This is a genomic window from Streptococcus handemini (assembly GCF_040984445.1).
In the GTDB taxonomy this organism is placed as follows: domain Bacteria; phylum Bacillota; class Bacilli; order Lactobacillales; family Streptococcaceae; genus Streptococcus; species Streptococcus handemini.
Genome location: NZ_JBFRYH010000003.1, coordinates 16,968 through 37,933 on the forward strand (window position 1 = coordinate 16,968; position 20,966 = coordinate 37,933).

The 20,966-nt window shown below is 39.8% G+C and carries 21 protein-coding genes; all 21 read left to right on the forward strand.

Translation table 11 applies throughout. The features are described from left to right. The first annotated feature begins 352 nt into the window (after positions 1 to 352). The 21 genes from ABPH35_RS00840 to smpB all read left to right on the forward strand — a co-directional run bounded on the left by ABPH35_RS00840 (position 353) and on the right by smpB (position 20,817). On the forward strand, positions 353 to 2,335 hold the full coding sequence (locus ABPH35_RS00840) for a PRD domain-containing protein (RefSeq protein ID WP_368849469.1): 1,983 nt from the start codon (positions 353 to 355) through the stop codon (positions 2,333 to 2,335). Positions 2,336 to 2,351: 16 nt separating this feature from the next. Then, a complete protein-coding gene (locus ABPH35_RS00845) occupies positions 2,352 to 3,251 on the forward strand; it encodes a DUF7916 family protein (protein ID WP_349987991.1) in 900 nt (299 codons plus the stop codon). A 10-nt stretch (positions 3,252 to 3,261) separates the two neighbouring features. Continuing rightward, on the forward strand, positions 3,262 to 3,576 hold the full coding sequence (locus ABPH35_RS00850; RefSeq protein WP_349988022.1) for a PTS sugar transporter subunit IIB: 315 nt from the start codon (positions 3,262 to 3,264) through the stop codon (positions 3,574 to 3,576). Between the two features lie 6 nt (positions 3,577 to 3,582). Then, entirely contained in the window at positions 3,583 to 3,921 is a 339-nt protein-coding gene (locus ABPH35_RS00855; protein ID WP_349987990.1) for a PTS lactose/cellobiose transporter subunit IIA, read from the forward strand. Between the two features lie 192 nt (positions 3,922 to 4,113). Further along, positions 4,114 to 6,144, forward strand: coding sequence for a glycoside hydrolase family 16 protein (locus ABPH35_RS00860; protein WP_349987989.1), 2,031 nt, complete (start codon positions 4,114 to 4,116; stop codon positions 6,142 to 6,144). A 51-nt stretch (positions 6,145 to 6,195) separates the two neighbouring features. Further along, positions 6,196 to 7,539 (forward strand): PTS transporter subunit EIIC, encoded by a 1,344-nt coding sequence (locus ABPH35_RS00865; protein WP_368849470.1) that lies wholly within the window; start codon positions 6,196 to 6,198, stop codon positions 7,537 to 7,539. A 111-nt stretch (positions 7,540 to 7,650) separates the two neighbouring features. Continuing rightward, on the forward strand, positions 7,651 to 8,355 hold the full coding sequence (locus tag ABPH35_RS00870; protein WP_349987987.1) for an HAD family hydrolase: 705 nt from the start codon (positions 7,651 to 7,653) through the stop codon (positions 8,353 to 8,355). A 37-nt stretch (positions 8,356 to 8,392) separates the two neighbouring features. Continuing rightward, positions 8,393 to 8,983, forward strand: coding sequence for a VanZ family protein (locus ABPH35_RS00875; RefSeq protein WP_368849471.1), 591 nt, complete (start codon positions 8,393 to 8,395; stop codon positions 8,981 to 8,983). Between the two features lie 60 nt (positions 8,984 to 9,043). After that, a complete protein-coding gene (gene ybeY / locus ABPH35_RS00880; protein WP_368849472.1) occupies positions 9,044 to 9,541 on the forward strand; it encodes an rRNA maturation RNase YbeY in 498 nt (165 codons plus the stop codon). After that, positions 9,522 to 9,923 (forward strand): diacylglycerol kinase family protein, encoded by a 402-nt coding sequence (locus tag ABPH35_RS00885; protein ID WP_349989657.1) that lies wholly within the window; start codon positions 9,522 to 9,524, stop codon positions 9,921 to 9,923. Before ybeY ends, ABPH35_RS00885 begins: the two co-directional genes overlap by 20 nt. Before the next feature lie 8 nt (positions 9,924 to 9,931). Next, complete coding sequence (gene era, locus ABPH35_RS00890) at positions 9,932 to 10,831, forward strand: GTPase Era (RefSeq protein ID WP_349989656.1); 900 nt, start codon at positions 9,932 to 9,934, stop codon at positions 10,829 to 10,831. Positions 10,832 to 11,039: 208 nt separating this feature from the next. After that, positions 11,040 to 13,121, forward strand: coding sequence for an N-6 DNA methylase (locus ABPH35_RS00895; protein WP_368849473.1), 2,082 nt, complete (start codon positions 11,040 to 11,042; stop codon positions 13,119 to 13,121). Continuing rightward, positions 13,109 to 14,299 carry a restriction endonuclease subunit S gene (locus ABPH35_RS00900; protein WP_368849474.1) on the forward strand — a complete coding sequence of 397 codons (1,191 nt, stop codon included), beginning with the start codon at positions 13,109 to 13,111 and terminating at the stop codon, positions 14,297 to 14,299. The genes ABPH35_RS00895 and ABPH35_RS00900 overlap by 13 nt, the downstream gene beginning before the upstream one ends. A gap of 11 nt (positions 14,300 to 14,310) precedes the next feature. Beyond that, positions 14,311 to 14,817, forward strand: a complete 507-nt coding sequence (locus ABPH35_RS00905; protein ID WP_368849475.1) for a restriction endonuclease subunit S — start codon at positions 14,311 to 14,313, stop codon at positions 14,815 to 14,817. 21 nt (positions 14,818 to 14,838) lie between these two features. After that, positions 14,839 to 15,663, forward strand: coding sequence for a DNA-formamidopyrimidine glycosylase (mutM, locus tag ABPH35_RS00910; RefSeq protein WP_349988435.1), 825 nt, complete (start codon positions 14,839 to 14,841; stop codon positions 15,661 to 15,663). Continuing rightward, complete coding sequence (coaE, locus tag ABPH35_RS00915; RefSeq protein WP_349988436.1) at positions 15,660 to 16,256, forward strand: dephospho-CoA kinase; 597 nt, start codon at positions 15,660 to 15,662, stop codon at positions 16,254 to 16,256. Before mutM ends, coaE begins: the two co-directional genes overlap by 4 nt. Before the next feature lie 4 nt (positions 16,257 to 16,260). Then, a complete protein-coding gene (locus tag ABPH35_RS00920; protein WP_349988455.1) occupies positions 16,261 to 17,463 on the forward strand; it encodes a multidrug efflux MFS transporter in 1,203 nt (400 codons plus the stop codon). Then, on the forward strand, positions 17,463 to 17,612 hold the full coding sequence (rpmG, locus tag ABPH35_RS00925; RefSeq protein WP_082815604.1) for a 50S ribosomal protein L33: 150 nt from the start codon (positions 17,463 to 17,465) through the stop codon (positions 17,610 to 17,612). Before ABPH35_RS00920 ends, rpmG begins: the two co-directional genes overlap by 1 nt. 45 nt (positions 17,613 to 17,657) lie before the next feature. Then, a complete protein-coding gene (secG, locus tag ABPH35_RS00930) occupies positions 17,658 to 17,891 on the forward strand; it encodes a preprotein translocase subunit SecG (protein WP_067088520.1) in 234 nt (77 codons plus the stop codon). A gap of 122 nt (positions 17,892 to 18,013) precedes the next feature. Then, entirely contained in the window at positions 18,014 to 20,347 is a 2,334-nt protein-coding gene (gene rnr, locus ABPH35_RS00935; protein ID WP_349988437.1) for a ribonuclease R, read from the forward strand. A gap of 2 nt (positions 20,348 to 20,349) precedes the next feature. Further along, the gene (smpB, locus tag ABPH35_RS00940; protein ID WP_349988438.1) at positions 20,350 to 20,817 is read left to right on the forward strand and encodes an SsrA-binding protein SmpB; all 468 of its coding nucleotides are present in this window, start codon (positions 20,350 to 20,352) and stop codon (positions 20,815 to 20,817) included. The last annotated feature ends 149 nt before the right edge of the window (positions 20,818 to 20,966 follow it).

Genomic DNA, 20,966 nt, shown 5'->3' on the forward strand with positions numbered 1-20,966 from the left:
CTAGGATCTCATACTCTATTACTCTCTATATTAGCCTTTTTCGACATTTTATTAGATAGTGCGAACGCAAGCAACCTCCTCACTAGTTGAGGAGTATGACATAGTCCTTATTTCCAACTAACGACGTCAGACTTTGATTTTTGACGAGTAGAAGCTCCCGATTAGAATGACTTCGCTTATAAATACAGGTTCTTGCTTGGGATTGGACGAGCTATCACCATGCAGGGTCTTTCCTTTTTTCTTTGCAAGGTTAAATTCATCAGTATTGCGGAAAAAAGCAGTGTGAAGACTGGATGAATATTTGGTACAATAGAAAGTAAGAAAAGGCTTACAAGAAGATCGGAGGTGAGAAATGCTAACGAAAAAAGAAGCGGCAATTATGCAGGTATTGCTGCGGCAGGAAGGAAATTATATTTCCAGTCAAAAGATGGCAGCAGCAATTGGGATGAGCGATCGAACCGTCCGAAAGTATCTGCAAAGCATCGAGGATAAAATTGCCAACAGAGGGGCAGAGCTGATTTCAAAATCAGGTTATGGCTACCAGTTGTCCTTTCAAGATGAGGAGCAGTTTCAGCTCTACTGGCAGGAATGGCAGCAGTCGGATAAGCTGGTCAAGGACGTAAGCCAACTGGAGGAAGCGACAGACAGGCGTCACTACATTATTCATAAACTTTTTTTGGAGGCAGGTAGTCCGACCATTTTGGACCTATCTCAGGAGTTATACCTGAGTAAGACCAGTGTGTCTCAGCTGTTGACAGAAATTAAGGACTTAGTTCGCCCCTATGGACTTGAGATTCAGATTAGCAGAAAAGGCATTCAGATCGTAGGAAGCGAGCCTGCTATCCGCCATTTTATCAAAGACTATTTCTTTATGGATAGCTTCCAAAATTCCGTTTTCTCTCTACTCCAGCACGATGTTCTTGAAGAAAGTCATTTTTCGGATATTATCATGATTGTCATTGATGAATGCCGAAACGGTCAGTTGCAATTGCCTGACTTTGTCTTGCACAATCTAGTTGTTCACCTAGCTTTGATGATGAGTAGGATTCGGCTGGGCAATCCAGTCCAGCTGGTTTCCCATCAGGAGGATAAAAAGAGTCCAGAATACCAAGTGGCAACAAGGATTTTAGGACGTTTAGCAGAACGCTTTTCCATCGAATTTCCGGAGAACGAAGCAGCGTATATTTCCATTCACTTGCATGGAGGAAAAGAAGAAACAGGTAGCAATCAAGCAGCAGATAGCGTGACAAGACACCTACGAGAACGCTTGGAAAGACTGGGTCGGCAGCTAGCTACTCCGTTAGAGCTGGATGTGCATCTGCTTGATTCATTGAAGGTGCATTTTATTCCCTTCCTGCATCGGATTCACAATGGCATCCAGCTAGTCAATCCCTTGACAGAAGAGATTGTAGCCCAGTATCCCGAGGTTCTTACGGCAGTCAAGGAAGTGTTCTCTTCTATGCCTGAATTACAAGGTCAAGCCATTACAGACGATGAATATGCCTATATTAGTTTGCATGTCTTGGCTTCTTTGGAGAAAATGAGCGGACAGGTCCGCTACCGCGTCCTAGTCGTTTGTGCTAGTGGTTACGGGAGTGCTAGGATGTTGAAACATCGACTGGAAAATGAATTTCCAGCAGAATTAGACATCGTAGAGGTTGCGAGTTATCTTGATTTAACTGAGCAAGACTTGACAGGCATTGACTTTATCATCTCCTCGGTGGACTTGAGCAGTGTAGTCTTTCTCGTTCCGGTGGTCAAGGTCAGTGTTTTGTTGCAACAACAAGACATTATCCGTATTCGTAGCCATATGACCAAGAGGGTCTGGACGAGAGAAGGGCCAACTGCGACCACAAGGAGCGTAGAAAAGAAGGGGGATCTGTTAGAAGATGTAGCTCAATTATTTCAAGAAGCACAATTCTTGTATTTGGATCAGCAGGTGGACAAGGAGACGGTCTTATCCCAGATGATTCACTGCTTGGAAGAGGGGGACGACCTACAATTTCGACAGGATTTCCGCAAGCAGATTGCCATTCGGGAAAATCTTAGCTCCGTTGTCTATGAGGAAGTTCTCGCCTTTCCGCATCCGCCAAAGGCACTGACTCAAAAAGAACAGGTAGTGATAGCTGTTTGCCGTTATCCGATTTACTGGGATAAGGAACATGACCAGGTGCGGTTTGTCTTTCTGTTATCTCCCTCAACAGGGAAAAATGAGCGGATGAAGCTGGTCACTCCAGCCCTCGCAGCCTTTGTACACGCGCCTGATTTACAGGAAAAACTACAGGACAATCCAACTGTCCAACAATTTAGAGAATTATTTATCCCTTTACTATAGGGGAGGAGGAAATGGAATGCCCCTACGTTTATTAAGTGCTACAAGTTCAGAAATATTAGCTTTTTCTGCGACAGAGCTCAAACAAGCTATAAAATCTAGCGAAGGACGGACAGTCTTGAGTGAAAATGTTGCTTCAAGAGCAACATGGACAGGAGATGAAATTACCAATTCAGAAATTGCAGCAGCATTTGGCGCAGATTTAATTTTGTTAAATGGAATGGATGTTTTTCATCCAGATATTGCTGGACTACCTGTATCGCAACATCCAATATATGAATTACGGCGTTTAGTTGGTCGACCCATCGGAGTTAATTTAGAACCTGTAGACTTAACGATGAGCATGAGAGAAAGTCGACAGGAACTAGTTGAAGGGCGCAGGGCTAATTCTAGAACGTTTCAGGAAATTGAGAAGTTAGGATTTGATTTTGTCTGTTTAACTGGAAATCCTGGGACTGGAGTTAGTAACAAGCAGATAGTAGAAACAGTATCTTTAGCAAAACGATTCTTCTCAGGAATGATTATTGCAGGAAAAATGCATAGCTCGGGTTCAGCAGAAGAAATCATAAGTTTAACAACAGCTAGAGATTTTATGGAAGCAGGAGCAGATGTTCTTTTAGTGCCAGCTGTTGGGACTATCCCAGATTTTTCTGAAAGTGACTTATCTGTTATTGCAAAAGAAGTCCACGCGCAAGGGGGGTTGGTCATGTCAGCTATAGGAACAAGCCAAGAAGGTGCAGATAGATCGCTTATCCGTGAAATTGCATTAAAAAATAAAATATGTGGAGTAGATATTCATCATATTGGAGATGCAGGCTATAGCGGTGTTGCACCTGTAGAGAATATCTACACTCTAAGTGACACTATTCGTGGAAGACGGCATACCATTACTAGGATGGCTAGATCGATTCTTAGATAGAAGGAGAAGTATTATGAAAAAGCAAATTATGCTAGCATGTGCAGCAGGAATGAGCACTAGTTTATTAGTTCTAAAAATGAGGCAGGCTGCTGAGGAAAAAAAATTAGAGGTAGATATTTTAGCCTTACCTGTAACAGAGGCAGAAGAATATGTTAAACATCATTCGGTAGATCTTATTTTATTGGGGCCTCAAGTAGCGTATCAATTAAAATATTTGGAAGAATTATTTGCTGAGAAAATTCCAGTTGCTGTCATTCCTATGGTTGATTATGGGATGATGAACGGGAACAATGTGATAGCACTTGCAGAGGGGTTGATGAGGTAGAGCGTGATGGAACAAAATGAGCAATTAGAGAGTATTATGGGATTAATTATGCATGGGGGAACGGCTAAATCTCATGCGGTAGAGGCCATTGCCTTAGCGAAAGAAGGAAACTTTGCTGCTGCTAAAGAGAAATTGAGGATAGCAGACGAAGAACTGATTCACACGCACCATGCGCAGTCGGGGATGTTGACTAAAGAGGCCCAAGGGCAGAAGATTCCGTTCAGTTTATTATTAGTCCATGGTCAAGATCACCTGATGACCAGTATCACCTTTGTTGATTTAGCAAAGGAAATTGTTAGTCTTTATGAACAGTTAAAATATGGTAATAAAACTGGATGCGACTAGCATTTGATAAAAATAGAATGGAGAAGGCTAAATTTTTAACACTTGAGTTAAGTAAAGATGTAATAATCCTTCTCATATAATAATTTCAAGAGATTACGCAAACACCCTAATCTATCGTGGTTATGTCAAGTGTAACACTTGAGCTCTGGCAGTAGTGGACTGCACTAAAATATAAGGAGGATGTAGGTTAAGATGATTAAGCGAAGTGCATATAACAGAGTAACCAAGCTGGGTATGTTTACTAGAAAAACAGCAATGTCTATGATTGTAGCTACTTTGTGCCTGTTCTGTCCCATATCGGTTTATTCTGAAGAGGTTGAGTTGGGACGCGGTTCTATTGGCTCGTCTAATTCTGAGGAATCATTCGTTTCCAATTTGAATAAAATTTCAAACGGTCATTTTGATAGGGATTATTGTTCCAATAAAATAAATTGGCAATATAAAAGTGGAGGCTACTCTAAAACTATTACCAACAATGGGGAAACATATGGTACTATCTTAGCTGGAACACTAGATGAACACATATTACAAAAAATTCCTACCGTTGTAGGGAAAACTTACACGTTAGAGGCAGCGGTTCGCATTGAATCAGAGGAGATTTCTGGTGGAATGTATGTAACAACCAAGGAAGTCATTAATAATGGGCAAGGTCCTGTCTTGAAACAAGTGGAAGTAGCTGGGAAAAAGAATGGATGGTCACAGGTACATTTCTCATTTACAGCAACAACTCCAGAAACGTTTGTCGGGCTAGTGAAATGGGTGCCACAATTTTCAAAAGAGAATGTAGCTATTTCAGCAAGTATGGATAATGTTGTAGTAACTGAAGAAAATGAGTATCAGCTCATCTGGGAGGATGATTTCAGTGGCGATAACCTAAATCAAAACAACTGGGGATATGAGCTAGGTAGTGTTCGCGGGAACGAGCAGCAACATTATACAGATAGCCCTGACAATGTTTACGTACAAGATGGGAATTTAGTGCTGAGAGTAACAGATCGCAAGGAAGAAGATCGTTACCTGAATCCTCGAGGTAAAAATAACGCTCGTCAAGTTATTTATGATTCGGGAAGTATCAGAACGGTTGGAAAACAAGAGTTTTTATATGGGCGAATTGAAGCAAGAGTAAAATTACCTAAGGGCAAAGGAGCTTTTCCTGCATTTTGGACACTTGGCTCTGATTTTATCTTAGATGGTGATATAACTTCGCATCAAGGATATGGATGGCCCAGTACAGGCGAGTTAGATATCTTTGAATTAATTGGCGCACCAACAGGTGAGCATACGGATGAAAAAGCAGAAGGTACTCAGAGCAATAAAATGATTTATGGCACTCCACACTTCTATTATGTAAATGGGGATGTCGATAAAGATGGAAGCTATAGCCCAGTAGCACTTGGAGGTAATTTGTCATTAGTAGATGACTTCTCTGATAAGTATCATATTTTTGGTATGAATTGGTATCCTGACAGGATTGAATGGTATGTGGACGGAGTGGTCTATAATACGATGTATTTGAAAGGAAATGAACGTTTAGAAGCAGCAGCTTCATGCTTTAATAAACCACAATATATTCAATTTAATCTTGCTACAGGTGGGAATTGGGCTCGAAATGCAGGAAACTATCTGGCAAAAGATTCGACAGAATTACTAGTAGACTACGTACGTTACTATCAAGATGCAGAGCAGAAAGCGGCATCTGAAGCATATTATCATACTGCTCCATCGTTAAGTGGTGTGAGGAATATAACGATGCGAGAAGGGGAAAGTCCAGATTTGACTAATGGGGTTACAACAAGTACGAGCAATTACGATGTGGATTTCTCCATTGAAAATGAATATATGTTCTCTAATATAGGTGGTAACACAAATGTAGATTTACAAGTATCTGGAAAAAATGATTTAGAAGCTCTATCTAATTTGGCCCCAGGACTTTATAATATCTACTATAGCGCAGTACCTAAAGATAGTCGTTTGGGAGCAGATGTTACACCTGAAGCTAAAATTGCTCGCAAAGTCGCGTTACTAACTGTCTTACCTAAAGAGGGATTAGTAGGTGAAAGAGGTGGTGATCTTTCAACGGTTGCTCTACCATCAAATTTACAATGGGTTGATCCGACTCAGAAGATAGACCGTGAGCCTGACTATGTGTATAGATATATAACTCTCAACGGCAGACAAGTATTAGCAACTATAGCTGGGAAATACATATCAATTAATAAGTAAAATTTAATAGCACACTAAAAAGTGGTGTAATAAAATACGGAGGTTCATGAAATGAACAGTAAATTAATGGATAAAATTCAGGAAACAATATTTCCTGTGGCGACAAAGATTGGAAATCAGAAATTTCTGATTGCCTTGAGAAATTCTTTTATCGGTACAATGCCAGTTGTTATGACAGGTTCTATCGCATTACTAATTAATGCATTTTTAGTGGACATACCTGATCAATTTGGATTACAAGGTATCACATCGTCTTTTCAATGGCTAGTAAACATTAATAACTTAGTTTTTCGTGGCAGTATATCCATTGTAGCTTTGTTATTTATCTTTTGTTTGGGTGTGAATATCGCTAAAATTTATAAAACAGATACTCTATCATCTGGAATCGTAGCCCTATCATTGTTTGTTATTTCGATTGGAAATAGTTTAAGCAAGAGTGTCCCCTTAGCAGATGTGAGTGAACAGTTAAAGCATTCATTAAGTGCGGTTGATGGTGTACAGCTTGTGGGCAATGAGTTAATTGTTACGGTAAAGGGACTTTTACCTGGAAATCAGATTAATTCAAGTGGATATTTTACAGCTATTTTAATCGGCTTCCTATCATCTATCATCTTTTGTAAATTAATGAATAAGAATTGGACGATTAAATTACCAGACAGTGTTCCACCGGCGATTGCAAAACCATTTATGTCTATTATTCCAGGCTTTATTGCCTTATATGTGGTAGCGATATTTACAACGATATTCAATAGTGTGACTGGAGAACTCCTGACAGATTGGGTTTATAAAGTATTGCAACTGCCATTACTAAATCTATCTCAAAATATAGTGGCTGTTATTATAGTGGCTGTTTTAACGCAACTATTTTGGTTTTTTGGTATTCATGGTGGGAATGTCATGGCGCCAATTATGGAAGGAGTTTTTGGTGTAGCTCTTCTGGCAAATTTGGAAGCATTTCAGAAACATGAAGCTATCCCATACCTTTGGACAAGTGTATCTTATGGAGCTTTTGTTTGGTATGCGACATTGGGCTTGTTAATTGCTATTTTTTGGAAATCGCATAATGAACATTATCGTGAAGTAGCGAAACTTGGATTAGCACCTGTGTTGTTTAATATTGGTGAGCCAGTTATGTATGGACTACCTACTGTTCTAAATCCATTGTTATTTATTCCATTCTTGCTTTGTCCAGCTGTTTTGTCAGGTGTGGCCTATCTAGCTACCGCAACAGGATTAGTATCGCCTGTTACACAGAATGTGACATGGGTAATGCCACCAGTTTTGTATGGTTTCTTTTCTACTGGATTTGATTGGAGAGCTATTGTCTTATCGTTAGTAAATCTTGGACTTGCAACATTGATCTACCTTCCGTTTGTTAAAATGGCAGATAAATAAATTGCAAGAACACAATAATATATACTAGTTTTTATCAGATAGTTACGTTACGATTCTATATTTTTATCAAACAGCTCTCCATTGGGAGCTGTTTTATGCTAGAATAGTAGTATGAAAGCATTGATTTTTGATTTGGACGATACCTTGTATGATCAGGAAGAGCCCTTTAAGCGAGCGATTCAAGCGTATCTACCTGTTCAGGATGAAGAAATGGGAGCTTTGTATATTGCTTTTCGCTTCTATGCCGATGAAGTATTTGAGGCAGCAACGACAGGGGAGATGACGCTTGAAGCCAGTCATATTTACCGTATGAAACGAGCCTTGGCAGACTTTGGACATGGGGTGTCAGATGAACTGGCTCTGATTATTCAAAAAGACTATCAAGAAAACCAAGGTAAGCTTATTCTTAGTCCAGAATTTCCAGCAATTTTTGAGGTTTGCCGTAAGAACAAGATTCGTCTAGGCATTATTACCAACGGTCCGCACCTACATCAGCTGCGCAAGTTGCAGTCTCTGGAAATGACCAATTGGATTTCAGAGTATGTGACTATCATCTCTGGTCAAGTGGGAGTAACCAAGCCTTCCAAGGAGATTTTTGACCTGATGGTAAAGAAAATGCAGCTCTCACCTGAAGAGATGTGGTATCTTGGCGATTCCTTTGAAAATGATGTTGTCGGTGCAAAAAGAGCAGGTTGGCAAGCCATTTGGCTCAATCATAGAAAGCGGCAACTGCCCCAAAGTCCCTATCGAGCAGATGCGGTGATTGAACAGCGCGAAGACTTGCTGGGTGCGATTGAGAAGGTTATCAGCAGCTGAGTTTTCAAACGGTACACTTGAAGTTGGGAGAACGATAATGAATAAAAAAGTCTATTTCTTTTTCGATAGTGTTAATGTGATGGTCTCTTTTCTGGTATGTCGCTTTGTCTTTATGCATTATCTCTATTATTACTATTATGCTACCATTGTAACTTTTTCTGTGCCTGAGCGAGATTTGCTTGGACCCTTGAGCGTGATTCTAATCATGACTTATAGTGTAGTTGTTTTGCTGAGTTTTTTCTATCGGAAGCACGTAGACAGGAAAATGATTCTAGTGCTGTATGCCATTTATTTTGCTTGTTTAGCTTTCCTACTGGTGTTCAAAAGTATGGGGATTAGGGGACTTGTCTTGAATCCGATGGAAACACTACAAGATATGCAATCTGGAAATGTCTTCGTTCCTTTGATGAATCTTGTCATGTTTATCCCTCTAGGGACACTCATTACAAGGAAAAAACAAATTTTAGTCGCAGTTTTTGGCGTGATAGGAGTTGAAATCGTCCAGTATTTCTTTAGCTTTGGAATTTGTGATACTGGAGATATTATCCTGAATATACTTGGTATCTTTACCGGAATAGCAATCAGACAGATAGGCTTACTAAAATTCTTCTTAGAGAAGATAGGCTAGCACTTTTTCCTTTCCTCCTAGTTTGTGATATAATAAAATCAAGAAAGATTGTGGTGAAACATGTATATTGAAATGGTGGATGAGACCCAGCAAGTGACAGAGGAAATGCAAAAGCAGATTCGAGACTTGCTAGAGTTTGCGGCTCAAAAGATTGGCAAAAAGCAAAAAGAAATGGCCGTGACCTTTGTTGACAATGCGCGTGTGCATGAGGTGAACTTGGAGTACCGAGGAATTGACCGCCCGACAGATGTGGTCAGCCTAGAGTATAAGCCCGAAACAGAGATTGTCTTTGATGAGGAAGATTTACTTGACAATCCAGAGTTGAGCGAGATGCTAGCGGATTTTGATGCTTACATCGGTGAGTTGTATATTTCCATTGATAAGGCACATGAGCAAGCAAAAGAATATGGCCATAGTTTTGAGCGGGAAATGGGCTTTTTAGCTGTGCATGGTTTTCTGCATATTAACGGCTATGATCACTATACGCTTGAAGAAGAAGCAGAAATGTTTGGTTTACAAGAAGAAATACTAACAGCTTATGGACTTACACGAGAATAATCCACAAAAAAAATGGAAAAATAGAGATCTGGTTGCCAGTCTTGAATTTGCGGTGACAGGTCTTTTTACGGCTTTTAAGGAAGAGCGCAATATGCGTAAGCATCTCGTGTCAGCGATTCTAGTCGTGATTGCGGGATTTATTTTTCAGGTCTCGATGACCGAATGGCTCTTTTTACTCTTGAGTATCAGCTTGGTCATCGCTTTTGAAATCGTCAATTCAGCGATTGAAAATGTTGTTGATTTGGCATCAGGCTATCACTTCTCCATGCTGGCTAAAAATGCTAAAGACATGGCAGCAGGAGCCGTTTTGTTTGTATCGGGATTTGCCCTCTTGACAGGGCTCATCATTTTTCTTCCAAAAATTTGGAATGTAATATTTTAGAGGTATGTATGACATTTAAATCAGGCTTTGTAGCCATTCTAGGACGTCCAAACGTTGGAAAATCAACCTTTCTCAACTATGTAATGGGACAAAAAATTGCCATTATGAGTGACAAGGCGCAGACAACGCGCAATAAGATTATGGGCATTTACACGACAGAGACCGAGCAGATTGTCTTTATCGATACACCGGGAATCCATAAGCCAAAGACAGCTTTAGGAGATTTCATGGTGGATTCTGCTTATAGCACCTTGCGCGAGGTGGATACGGTTCTCTTTATGGTGCCAGCAGATGAGCCACGTGGTAAGGGCGATGATATGATTATGGAGCGTCTCAAATCTGCTAAAGTGCCTGTGATTTTGGTGGTCAACAAGATTGACAAGGTACATCCGGATCAGCTTTTGGAGCAGATTGATGATTTTCGGACACAAATGGACTTTAAGGAAATTGTCCCGATTTCTGCTACGCAAGGAAATAACGTCAACCGTCTCATGGAAATCTTGAAAGACAACCTAGATGAAGGTTTCCAATATTTCCCAGCTGACCAGATTACGGATCATCCAGAACGTTTCTTAGTGTCTGAGATGATTCGGGAGAAGGTACTTCATTTGACCCGTGAAGAGATTCCGCATTCGGTAGCCGTTGTCATTGACAGCATGAAGCGAGATGAAGATACGGACAAGATTCATATTCGTGCAACGATTATGGTGGAGCGTGATAGCCAAAAAGGCATTGTCATCGGAAAAGGCGGTGCTATGCTCAAGAAAATTGGCTCTATGGCCCGCCGGGACATCGAGTTAATGTTGGGCGATAAGGTCTTCTTAGAAACCTGGGTCAAGGTCAAGAAAAATTGGCGGGATAAAAAGCTAGACCTTGCGGACTTTGGCTATAATCAAAAGGAATATTAAGGTAAGATGGGAGTAGGACAAAAATTGTGATTTCGTAGAAATCGATTTTATAGTCCTACCCCCACAAGGTTGTCTGGTTTGTAAAATGTTGATAAATCAACATTTTACAAACCAGACAACTACTGTGCCAAACTGTTAAAACTATGAAACGTAACGAGGTAAGGGACTGTTGTTCCAGCCTCTTTATTGTATAGAACAAGGAGAAGTGATGTCAGAGCAGCTAACTCAAAATAGTCTTTATTCTGAGCCAGTAATTTTTGATAAATATGAGTGTTATAGTATTGGAGCAACAACAGTTAATAATCTTATAAAACACAAAGTTATTAAGAATTTTAACTTAAAAAGAGGCATTGTGAATAAGAAGCCGGATGTTCTTATTTTGGATGATAATAAAAATGTCATTATCTATGTTGAACAGAAGCAGCCGGATAAATTTAAGTCAGAAAAAGATATAGCCGCTGCTATTAAACAAGAGATTGATGTTGCTAAAGCTATTGACTCTTTAATTTTTGTCGCTAGTGATGGTGATTCTTATATATGGATTAATCCTAAAACTGGAGAAAAAATCTTAGACGAAAAAGGAAATGAAATTAATTTACAAATTAATCCTAAAAAAAATGGGAAACAGGTTGCTAAGTTAATTAATGATATTTCTTTATCTATCTCTCATACAAACAATCAAGTTTTAAGGAAAGAATATTTAGATCCTACTGATTTAGCTCAAAAAATTAACCGTATTCTTAAAAATTTGACTTTTGCTTCTGCAAAAATGTCATTATATACTTTTGTTGAACTCTTTTTATTTAAGTATTTATCTGATATTGGGGTACTAAAAGGTGAAAATTCTTTTTCCTATATTGTTTCACTTTATGAAGATAGTGCCTATTCAACTGCTACTGTTTTGGGGAAATATTTGGATGGTGCACGTGAGACTATGGTAAAATTATTTCCAAGCGGTACTGATGGGACGAGTATTATTAATGGGAAAGTCTTTCACATTGATAAAGATGGACAAAATGAGTATGTTAGTGAGGACAACACGGATAAGGTTTTCAAAGCTGTTATTTTAGAATTTGCAAAATATGATAAAGAAAACGGTAAATTTATTTCAATTAGTAAGGATTTTAAATCAAAGCTCTTTGAAACATTTATGAAAAGTAGCGATGATAAGAGTGATATGGGACAATTCTTTACCCCTCTTAAAATTGTTGATGAAATGGTATCTATGGTTGACATTTCAGAAGGAATGTCTATTTGTGACCCTGCTTGCGGTGTTGGGAAATTCTTACTTGAAGCTGTAGAGAAGCGGATTGGGGATAGTTATTCTTATAAAAATGGTAAGCTGTCTTCTAAGATTACGTTTTATGGTTATGATAAGATGATGTCAGAAAAAGACGACATTACGGTCATTCTTGCCAAGGCAAACACACTCATTTATTTTTCTGAATTATTTCAACAAAACAATAGCTTTTCTGATGTTCAGACCATTGCGAAGTCTTTGTTGAATAACTCTTTTTACTTGCATAAAAGTATGCTTGGGACATTGAGCAATATTGAAGAAGATAAATATGATTTGATTTTAGCTAATCCTCCTTACTACCAAAGTAAAGAAATGTCTGATTTGGCAAAAGCGACTAAACTCTATAAATGGGGTGGTAGTGGTGTAGAGGCTCTCTTTCTAGAATGGATTATGCGCTCTGTGAAATATGGTGGAGTAGCCAATATTGTTTTGCCAGATGGTATTTTTTCCAATAATGCTAATAGAAAATTAAAGGAGAAATTAAAAAAATATTTCTATATTGAAACTATCATATCTCTGCCAGTCAATGCTTTCTTTAATACACCTAAGAAAACCTATATTTTAACGATTCGCAAGAAAACAGAAGCTGAAATTGAAAATAATGTTATTCAAGATTATCCTGTTTTCACTTATATTGCTGGAAGCATTGGAGAAACACTCGATGTTTACCGCTTTGATACAGAAGATAATGATTTGAAACAGGCTGTTATCAAATATAATTATTACCGTAAATCAGTTGATAGAAATAATTTGCAAGAGCCGATAAAATCATTTCTGCTAGATGATTCGAGGTTGAAGTTGCTTACTATAGATGAATTGGATAGTAATAAGAGCTGGATTATTGAAAACTGGTGGTCTGAGGAAGAAAAGATTGCAATTGGACTCAAAAAAGAAAGACAAACTGTTTCTATAGATGAGTTTCAAGGTATGCTTGATGATATGATTTCTCTGATGCAGGATTTCAAGGAGGAGTTGGAATGGTTGAAGTAGTTCAGAAAACTATTGGTGAGCTCTTTACGACGATTGGTGGCAATTCCAAATATTCTTTGAAGTACATTTCAGAGCATCCAGGGGACTATCCTGTTTATTCTGCTAAAACAACAGGAGATATGACAAAGGGCTATATCGATACCTATGACTATGATGTTGAGTGTCTACAAATTACTTCGGATGGAGCAAAAGCGGGTACTGTTATATATAGAGATAAATCAAAATTTTCAGTTGGACCAGCGACTAGGATTTATTTATTGAAAAAAGAATTTCAAGATTCAACTTCTGTAAAATTTTTATATTATGCCATCAAATCTAATCCGGAAATGCAAAATTTTTCGTGGACAAGTAAGGCATCATTATATAAACTATTAGATATATTGATTGATATTCCTGTTGATATAAATGGAGATTTTGATCTTACCATCCAAGAAGAAATTGTTCGCAAATTTGAATTGATTGAATCTCGTAAGGCAGAATTAGCTGACAAAATTGAACAAATTAAAACAGTGGAAGTTGATATATTGTCTGGTGAAATAGGTCAAAGTGTACCAATCAAACTATCGGATTTATTTGATTTAACTGTATCAACTAATTCTTCAAAATTTACTAAAACATTTGTAAAAGAACATTCAGGAAATATTCCTGTTTATGGAGCCAGTAGTGATGATAATCCGAGCTATGGTTATGTTAAAGATAATGCTGTCATCGTCGAAAAAGAGAGTGGACGTGAAACACCTGTGAAGTATTTTGAAGATTGCTTAACATACAATATTGATGGCTTGGCTGGTTATGTTTTTTATCATGAGGGGCGTTTCACTTTAAGTGAAAAAGTGAGACCTCTGGTTGTGAAAGAGAAATATAAAAATTTTGTAAATCCTATATATCTTAAACGTGTTCTAGAACCTATTTTCCGAGCTAATGTTAAAGGAAGAAAAGGTGAGAATGGTAAAAATGAGTACACAAAACTCAACACAGCTATGATAAAAGATTTAGAAATTTCTCTTCCGCTTGATTCAACTGGTCAAATTGACGTAGAGAAGCAAAAAGAGATTGTAGCAAACGCAGAAACTATAGCTACTATGAAAGAGGCTATTGAACGTCAAGGTTATAAATTTATTCAGTCTAATTTGAAGTTTAATTCAGATGGATCTCCATATATATATATATATATATAACGGTAGGTGAGTTGTTTGCTCTAAAACGTGGAATGAGTAAATATACTAAAAAGTATTGTTTGGATAATGCAGGAGAATATCCTGTTTATTCTGCTAATAATAGTTCCCCTTTGGCTTACTGTGAGACGTTTGATTATGATGGACGTTATGCAACAATTTCTGTGAATGGAATTGCTGGGAAAATAACCCTATTAGATAGTCGCTTTTCAGTAAATGCAGACAGAGTAGTTCTGATACCTAAAATAGAAGATATAGACATTGATTATCTTGCTTATATCCTAGAACCTTTATTGAGGAAGCAAGTCAAAGGACGTTGTGGAGTAGATGGTAAAAACGAGTATACTAAAATCGACCGTCAAGCTATTTTAGATACACCAATTCCTATACCTTTTAATCAATTTGGTCAAATAGATAAGGATATTCAGAAAATTGTTCGAGAAAAATCTCAAAAGTTAGATTTTATTAAAGAAGAACTATCGAAAAAGGTTGATGAGTTTTTAGGGGTTGAAACTCATTAAATTAGCTTAGAAAGGAGCCCTATGCCTGAATTACCAGAGGTTGAAACGGTCCGTAAGGGACTCGAAAAACTGGTCGTTGGAAAAAGAATTGAAAACGTAGAAATTACCTATCCACGCATGGTGCTGACGGGGGCAGACATTCTGCGTGAAGTCTTGGTTGGACAAGAGATTTGCGAGGTCAAGCGCCGTGGGAAATACCTCTTGCTCTACTTGACAGATTTTGTGCTTATTTCCCATTTGCGGATGGAAGGAAAGTACCATTATTTTCCTGATCAAGTGCCAGAAAATAAGCATTTTCATGTCTTTTTCACCTTCACAGATGGGAGCCACATGGTCTACCAAGATGTGCGGAAATTTGGCACTTTGGAATTGCTGGGCAAAGAACAGGTGGAAGATTATTTTCTCTCTAAAAAATTAGGACCAGAGCCGACCGTAGAAGATTTTGACTATGAGCGTTTTACCATCCAGCTCGCTAAATCGAAAAAGCCGATTAAGGCACACTTGTTAGACCAGACCTTGGTGGTGGGGCTGGGCAATATCTATGTGGATGAGGCTTTGTTTCAAGCAGGTATTCATCCCGCAAGGCTTAGCCAAAGTCTCTCAACTAAGGAAAGCAAGGCCCTGCACCAAGCGATTATTGCAGTCTTGCAACTAGGTGTTGAAAAGGGTGGCTCGACCATTCGGACCTATAAAAATGCGCTCGGTATGGATGGGACCATGCAGGATTATCTACAAGTTTATGGAAAGCAGGGACAGGTTTGCCCACGTTGCCAAACAGAGTTGGTTAAGTTCCAGTTATCTGGCCGTGGAACGCATATTTGTCCACAGTGTCAGGTGGCGCCATGACCAGAGTAATTGGATTAACAGGTGGGATTGCTTCGGGAAAATCCACGGTGACAGCCTATTTGAGAAAAAAAGGCTATGAGGTCATCGATTCGGATGATGTGGTTCACCAGTTGCAACAAAAGGATGGCAGACTCTATCAGGTTTTGGTCGAAGAATTTGGAACAGGCATTGTAGCAGCCGATGGCGAACTTAACCGAGAGCGATTAGGAGAGCTGGTTTTTGGGCAAAAAAAAGTCAGAGAACGACTTTCTCAGTTGCAAGATGGAGTTATTCGACAGGAGCTGATGAAAGAGCGCAATCGATTAGCTAAAAGGACGAATGTGCTGTTCATGGACATTCCCTTGCTTTTTGAATTGGGCTATGAAGAAGTGGTTGACGAGGTTTGGCTTGTCGTACTGACATCAGAGCTACAATTGGAACGGTTAATGGAGAGAAATCAGCTTAGTCTAATGGCAGCAAAGGAGCGTTTAGCAGCCCAAATGCCTCTTGAAGAAAAGAAAAAGCGGACACCGTATCAAATTGATAATGGTGGAGAAAGGCTTGCAACTTATGCACAAGTTGACCAGCTTTTACAGCGTATAGAAAGAAGATGATTTTATTTTAAGTCAGGATGTTTGGAAGCAAAATCTAAAAATTGCTTGGGTAGGAAATTTTTTTGTTGGATCCAGTATTTCGATGGTTATGCCCTTTATTTCCGTATTTGTCGAAGAATTGGGAGTTCCGAAAAATCAAGTAGAGTTTTATGCAGGGCTAGCCGTATCGACCACGGCCCTAGCCTCGGCAATCATGTCTCCGATTTGGGGCAGTCTGGCTGACCGATATGGACGCAAACCAATGATGGTCCGAGCTAGTGCCGTCATGGTAATTAGCATGGGAGGTTTGGCCTTTATTAACAATGTATTTTGGCTTATTCTCCTGCGAATACTAACAGGAATGTTTGCAGGCTATGTGCCTAATTCAACTGCCTTGATTGCCAGTCAAGTCCCTAAAGAAAAGACAGGTTATGCTCTTGGTACCTTGTCAACAGGTTTGGTGGCAGGAACCTTAATTGGTCCAATGCTCGGTGGCTTCCTAGCAGAAGTAGTCGGCATGCGCTTGGTCTTTCTGATTGTCGGTTTCTTACTCTTTCTCGTGACGATTGTGACTTATTTCTATATCAAGGAAGATTTTACACCGATTAAGTCTGGCGAGGAGATGAGCTTAGGCGAAGTCTTTCATCAGATTAGGGACAAGCAGATTGTGCTGAGCTTATTTGTTACCAGTATGATTATTCAAATGGCTGCCCAGTCGGTTGTACCAATCTTGACGTTGTACATTCGGTATTTGGGCCAAACTGAAAACCTCTTATTTGTATCAGGATTGATTATTTCGGTACTGGGTGTTTCTTCGATGGTTAGCTCACCGCAGCTCGGAAAATTGGGCGATAAGATTGGAAATCACCGCTTGTTGCTCATGGCCTTGTTATATAGTTTTATCATGAATTGGCTCAATGCCCATGCGACAACTCCCTTGCAATTAGGAGTGTTCCGCTTTTTCTATGGTTTTGGAACAGGGGCACTTTTGCCGTCTGTCAATTCCTTGCTGGCGAAATTAACCCCCAAAGAAGGGATTTCACGGATTTTTTCCTTCAATCAAACCTTTATGTACATGGGGTCTGTTTTGGGACCAATGCTGGGGTCAGGTGTGGCAACGTATCTAGGCTATCGTTGGGTTTTCTATGTGACCTGTAGTTTAGTTCTGCTCAATCTCATCTGGTCGCTTTATAGTTTTAGAAATTACTTGAAAGTCAGGGAAATTTAGTGAGAATTAAAATCAATTTACAATGTTCAGAATGCGGTAGTAAAAATTATCTGACCAGTAAAAATAGCAAGACCCACCCACAAAAGATTGAAGTCTTGAAATATTGTCCCAAAGAGAGAAAAGTGACACTACATGTTGAAACCAAGTAGATTTTGTGGTATACTGTTGGGAGTTATTAAAGAAAGAGAAAAATTATGTATAACGTTTTATTAACCATTCTTTTAATTTTATCTGCTATTATCATTATCGCAATCTTTATGCAACCAGCTAAAAATCAATCAAGTAATGTATTTGATGCGAGTTCAGGAGCTCTCTTTGAACGGACAAAGGCGCGTGGTTTTGAGGCTGTTATGCAGCGATTAACCGCTATTCTCGTCTTTTGCTGGATGTTGATTGCGCTGGCCTTGGTAATTATTTCAAGTAAGTAAAAAGACTGGGACTTGTTCTTGGTCTCTTTTTTGTCATGTGCTATAGCAGAGTAGAGAGAAACTATCACAAGAATAGTGATACCGGTATTGTGTGTGGCCTATAAACAAACGAAAAGAGAAAAATGAAAAAAGAAATTATTGCATATATTGAAACAGTAGGTCCTGTTACCATGGCTCAGCTGGCAGACCATTTTCAAGCGCGGTCTGCCAAAGAGTTTACGGATTTGGTCAAGCAGGTATCCCAGATGGAGGGACGCCGCCAATTGAGTTTTGATGATCAAGGTCGAATTGCCTTACCAGAAAAGAAGAAAAAGAACCGTGTGACCCTGACTGGGATTTTTCGAGCCAATAAGAACGGCTTTGGCTTTGTTACCGTTGATGAAGCAGAAGATGATCTTTTTGTCAGCCGAAATGATGTCAACTATGCCATTGAAGGCGATCGGGTTGAAGTTGTTATTAAGAAGGTCGCAGATCGCCTCAAGGGGACGGTAGCAGAAGCAGAAGTCATTGACATCTTAGAGCATAGTCTAAAGACAGCTGTTGGACAGCTTGTCTTTGATGAGAATCAAACAGAATTTGCAGGCTACATCAAGTCGAAAAATCAAAAGATTAGCCAGCCAATTTATCTGAAAAAATCAGCTTTGGTCTTAGACGGAACAGAAATTGTCAAGGTGGATATCGAGCAATACCCGAATAAAAAACGGGATTATTTCGTGGCGACCATTCGAGATGTCATCGGACACAAGGACGATGTTGGTATCGATGTCTTAGAGGTGCTAGAGTCCATGGACATCATATCCGAATTTCCCGATGAGGTATTGGCAGAAGCCAATCAAATTCCAGACCAGCCTACTGAAAAAGACTATGAAGGTCGCTTGGATTTGCGTCAGGAAATCATCTTTACGATTGACGGGGCAGATGCCAAAGATTTGGACGATGCGGTGCATATCAAGCAACTCAAAAACGGCAATCTGGAGTTGGGGGTCCATATCGCAGATGTTTCCCATTATGTGACAGAAGGATCTGCGCTTGATCAAGAAGCACTCAATCGTGGGACATCCGTCTACGTGACGGACCGTGTAGTGCCGATGCTACCGGAACGCTTGTCAAATGGCATTTGTTCCTTAAATCCCAATGTGGACCGCTTGACTCAGTCGACAATCATGGAGATTGACCGCAAGGGGCGCGTGGTCAAGCACTGGATTGGGCAGACCGTGATTAAGACGACCTACCGCATGACCTACGCAGATGTCAATCGGATGATTGCAGGGGACAAGGCCAAGTTGGAAGAGTTTTCCAAAATTGTACCAAGTGTAGAGAAAATGGTCCTGCTCCACGAAACGTTAGAAACTATGCGACTCAAGCGCGGAGCCCTCAATTTTGATACCAGTGAAGCTAAGATTATCGTCAATAAAGATGGTCTGCCTGTTGATATTCAACTGCGTCAGCGTGGGATTGCTGAGCGGATGATTGAGTCCTTTATGCTGGTCGCAAATGAAACGGTTGCGGAGCATTTTACCAGGTTAGAACTGCCTTTTATCTATCGAATTCACGAGGAGCCAAAAGCTGATAAATTACAGAAATTCATCGACTATGCGAGTAGTTTTGGTCTTGGAATTGCAGGGGTTGCAAGCTCTATTAGCTCAGAAGCCTTGCAAGACCTCATGTCGCGTGTGGCGGAGGAGCCATATGCAGATGTTCTAAATATGATGCTGCTTCGTTCCATGCAACAGGCCAGGTATTCAGAGCATAATCATGGTCACTATGGACTAGGTGCGGACTATTACACGCATTTTACCAGTCCGATTCGGCGCTATCCTGACCTTTTGGTGCATCGCATGGTGCGGGAATACAGCACCGTGACACCAGAAAAGCTGGTGCATTTTGAAGCAGCCATTCCTGCCATTGCCAAGCAGACGTCTAGTTTAGAACGTCGCGCGATTGATGCAGAGCGTGAAGTGGAAGCCATGAAAAAGGCGGAATACATGCAGGAATTTGTCGGGCAAGAATTTGACGGTGTGGTGTCTAGTATTGTCAAGTTTGGTCTTTTTGTGGAATTACCAAATACCGTTGAGGGCTTGATTCATATTCAAAATCTGCCTGAATTTTACCACTACAATGAACGGTCTTTGACACTCAAAGGAGAAAAATCAGGACGAGTCTTCCGAGTTGGTCAAAGCATTCGGATTAAGCTGATGCGGGCTGACAAGCTGACAGGTGAGATTGATTTTGCTCATGTACCGTCTGATCTTGATGTCCTTGAGCCACCGCTCAAGGCGACCCGTAAGACCAAGAGCCATGCCAATCGCGATCGTTCAGACCGGACTGGCCGTGGAAAAGGCAAGGGGCATAAACAAGAGGAAGTAGCTCATCGTTCCAGCAAAAAGGCTAAAGAGAAGAAAAAGAAGCTATTTTACAAAGAAGTGGCTAAACCAAAACGGAAGAAAAGGAGATAGAAATGGCAAAGGGTGAAGGAAAAGTCTTAGCACAGAACAAGAAAGCCCGTCATGATTATACGCTTGTCGATACCATTGAAGCAGGTCTCGTCTTGACTGGGACAGAAATTAAGTCCATCCGAGCAGGACGTATCAATCTGAAAGATGGTTTTGCCCAGATTCGTAAGGGCGAAGCCTGGCTTAATAATGTGCATATTGCCCCCTATGATGAGGGAAATATCTGGAACCAAGATCCGACTCGCACGCGGAAATTACTCTTGCGCAAGAAGCAGATTGCTAGTCTGGAAAATGAGGTAAAAGGAACAGGTATGACCCTTGTTCCCCTCAAAGTGTACCTAAAAGACGGTTTTGCCAAGGTTTTGATTGGACTTGCCAAAGGAAAACACGATTATGACAAGCGTGAGTCAATCAAACGCCGTGAACAAAATCGTGACATTGCCCGCACCATGAAAGCCATCAATGCGAGATAGGATGATTATTTTTGACACCGACGTTCTCTGATTGTTGAATATCGTAATAAAGCAAGAGCTAGAAAAGATTCTACTTTTTTGAAATTATAAAAGAAAGTTTCATGAATATACACAGAAAATATGCCAAACGTTTGACATATCCTCTAAAA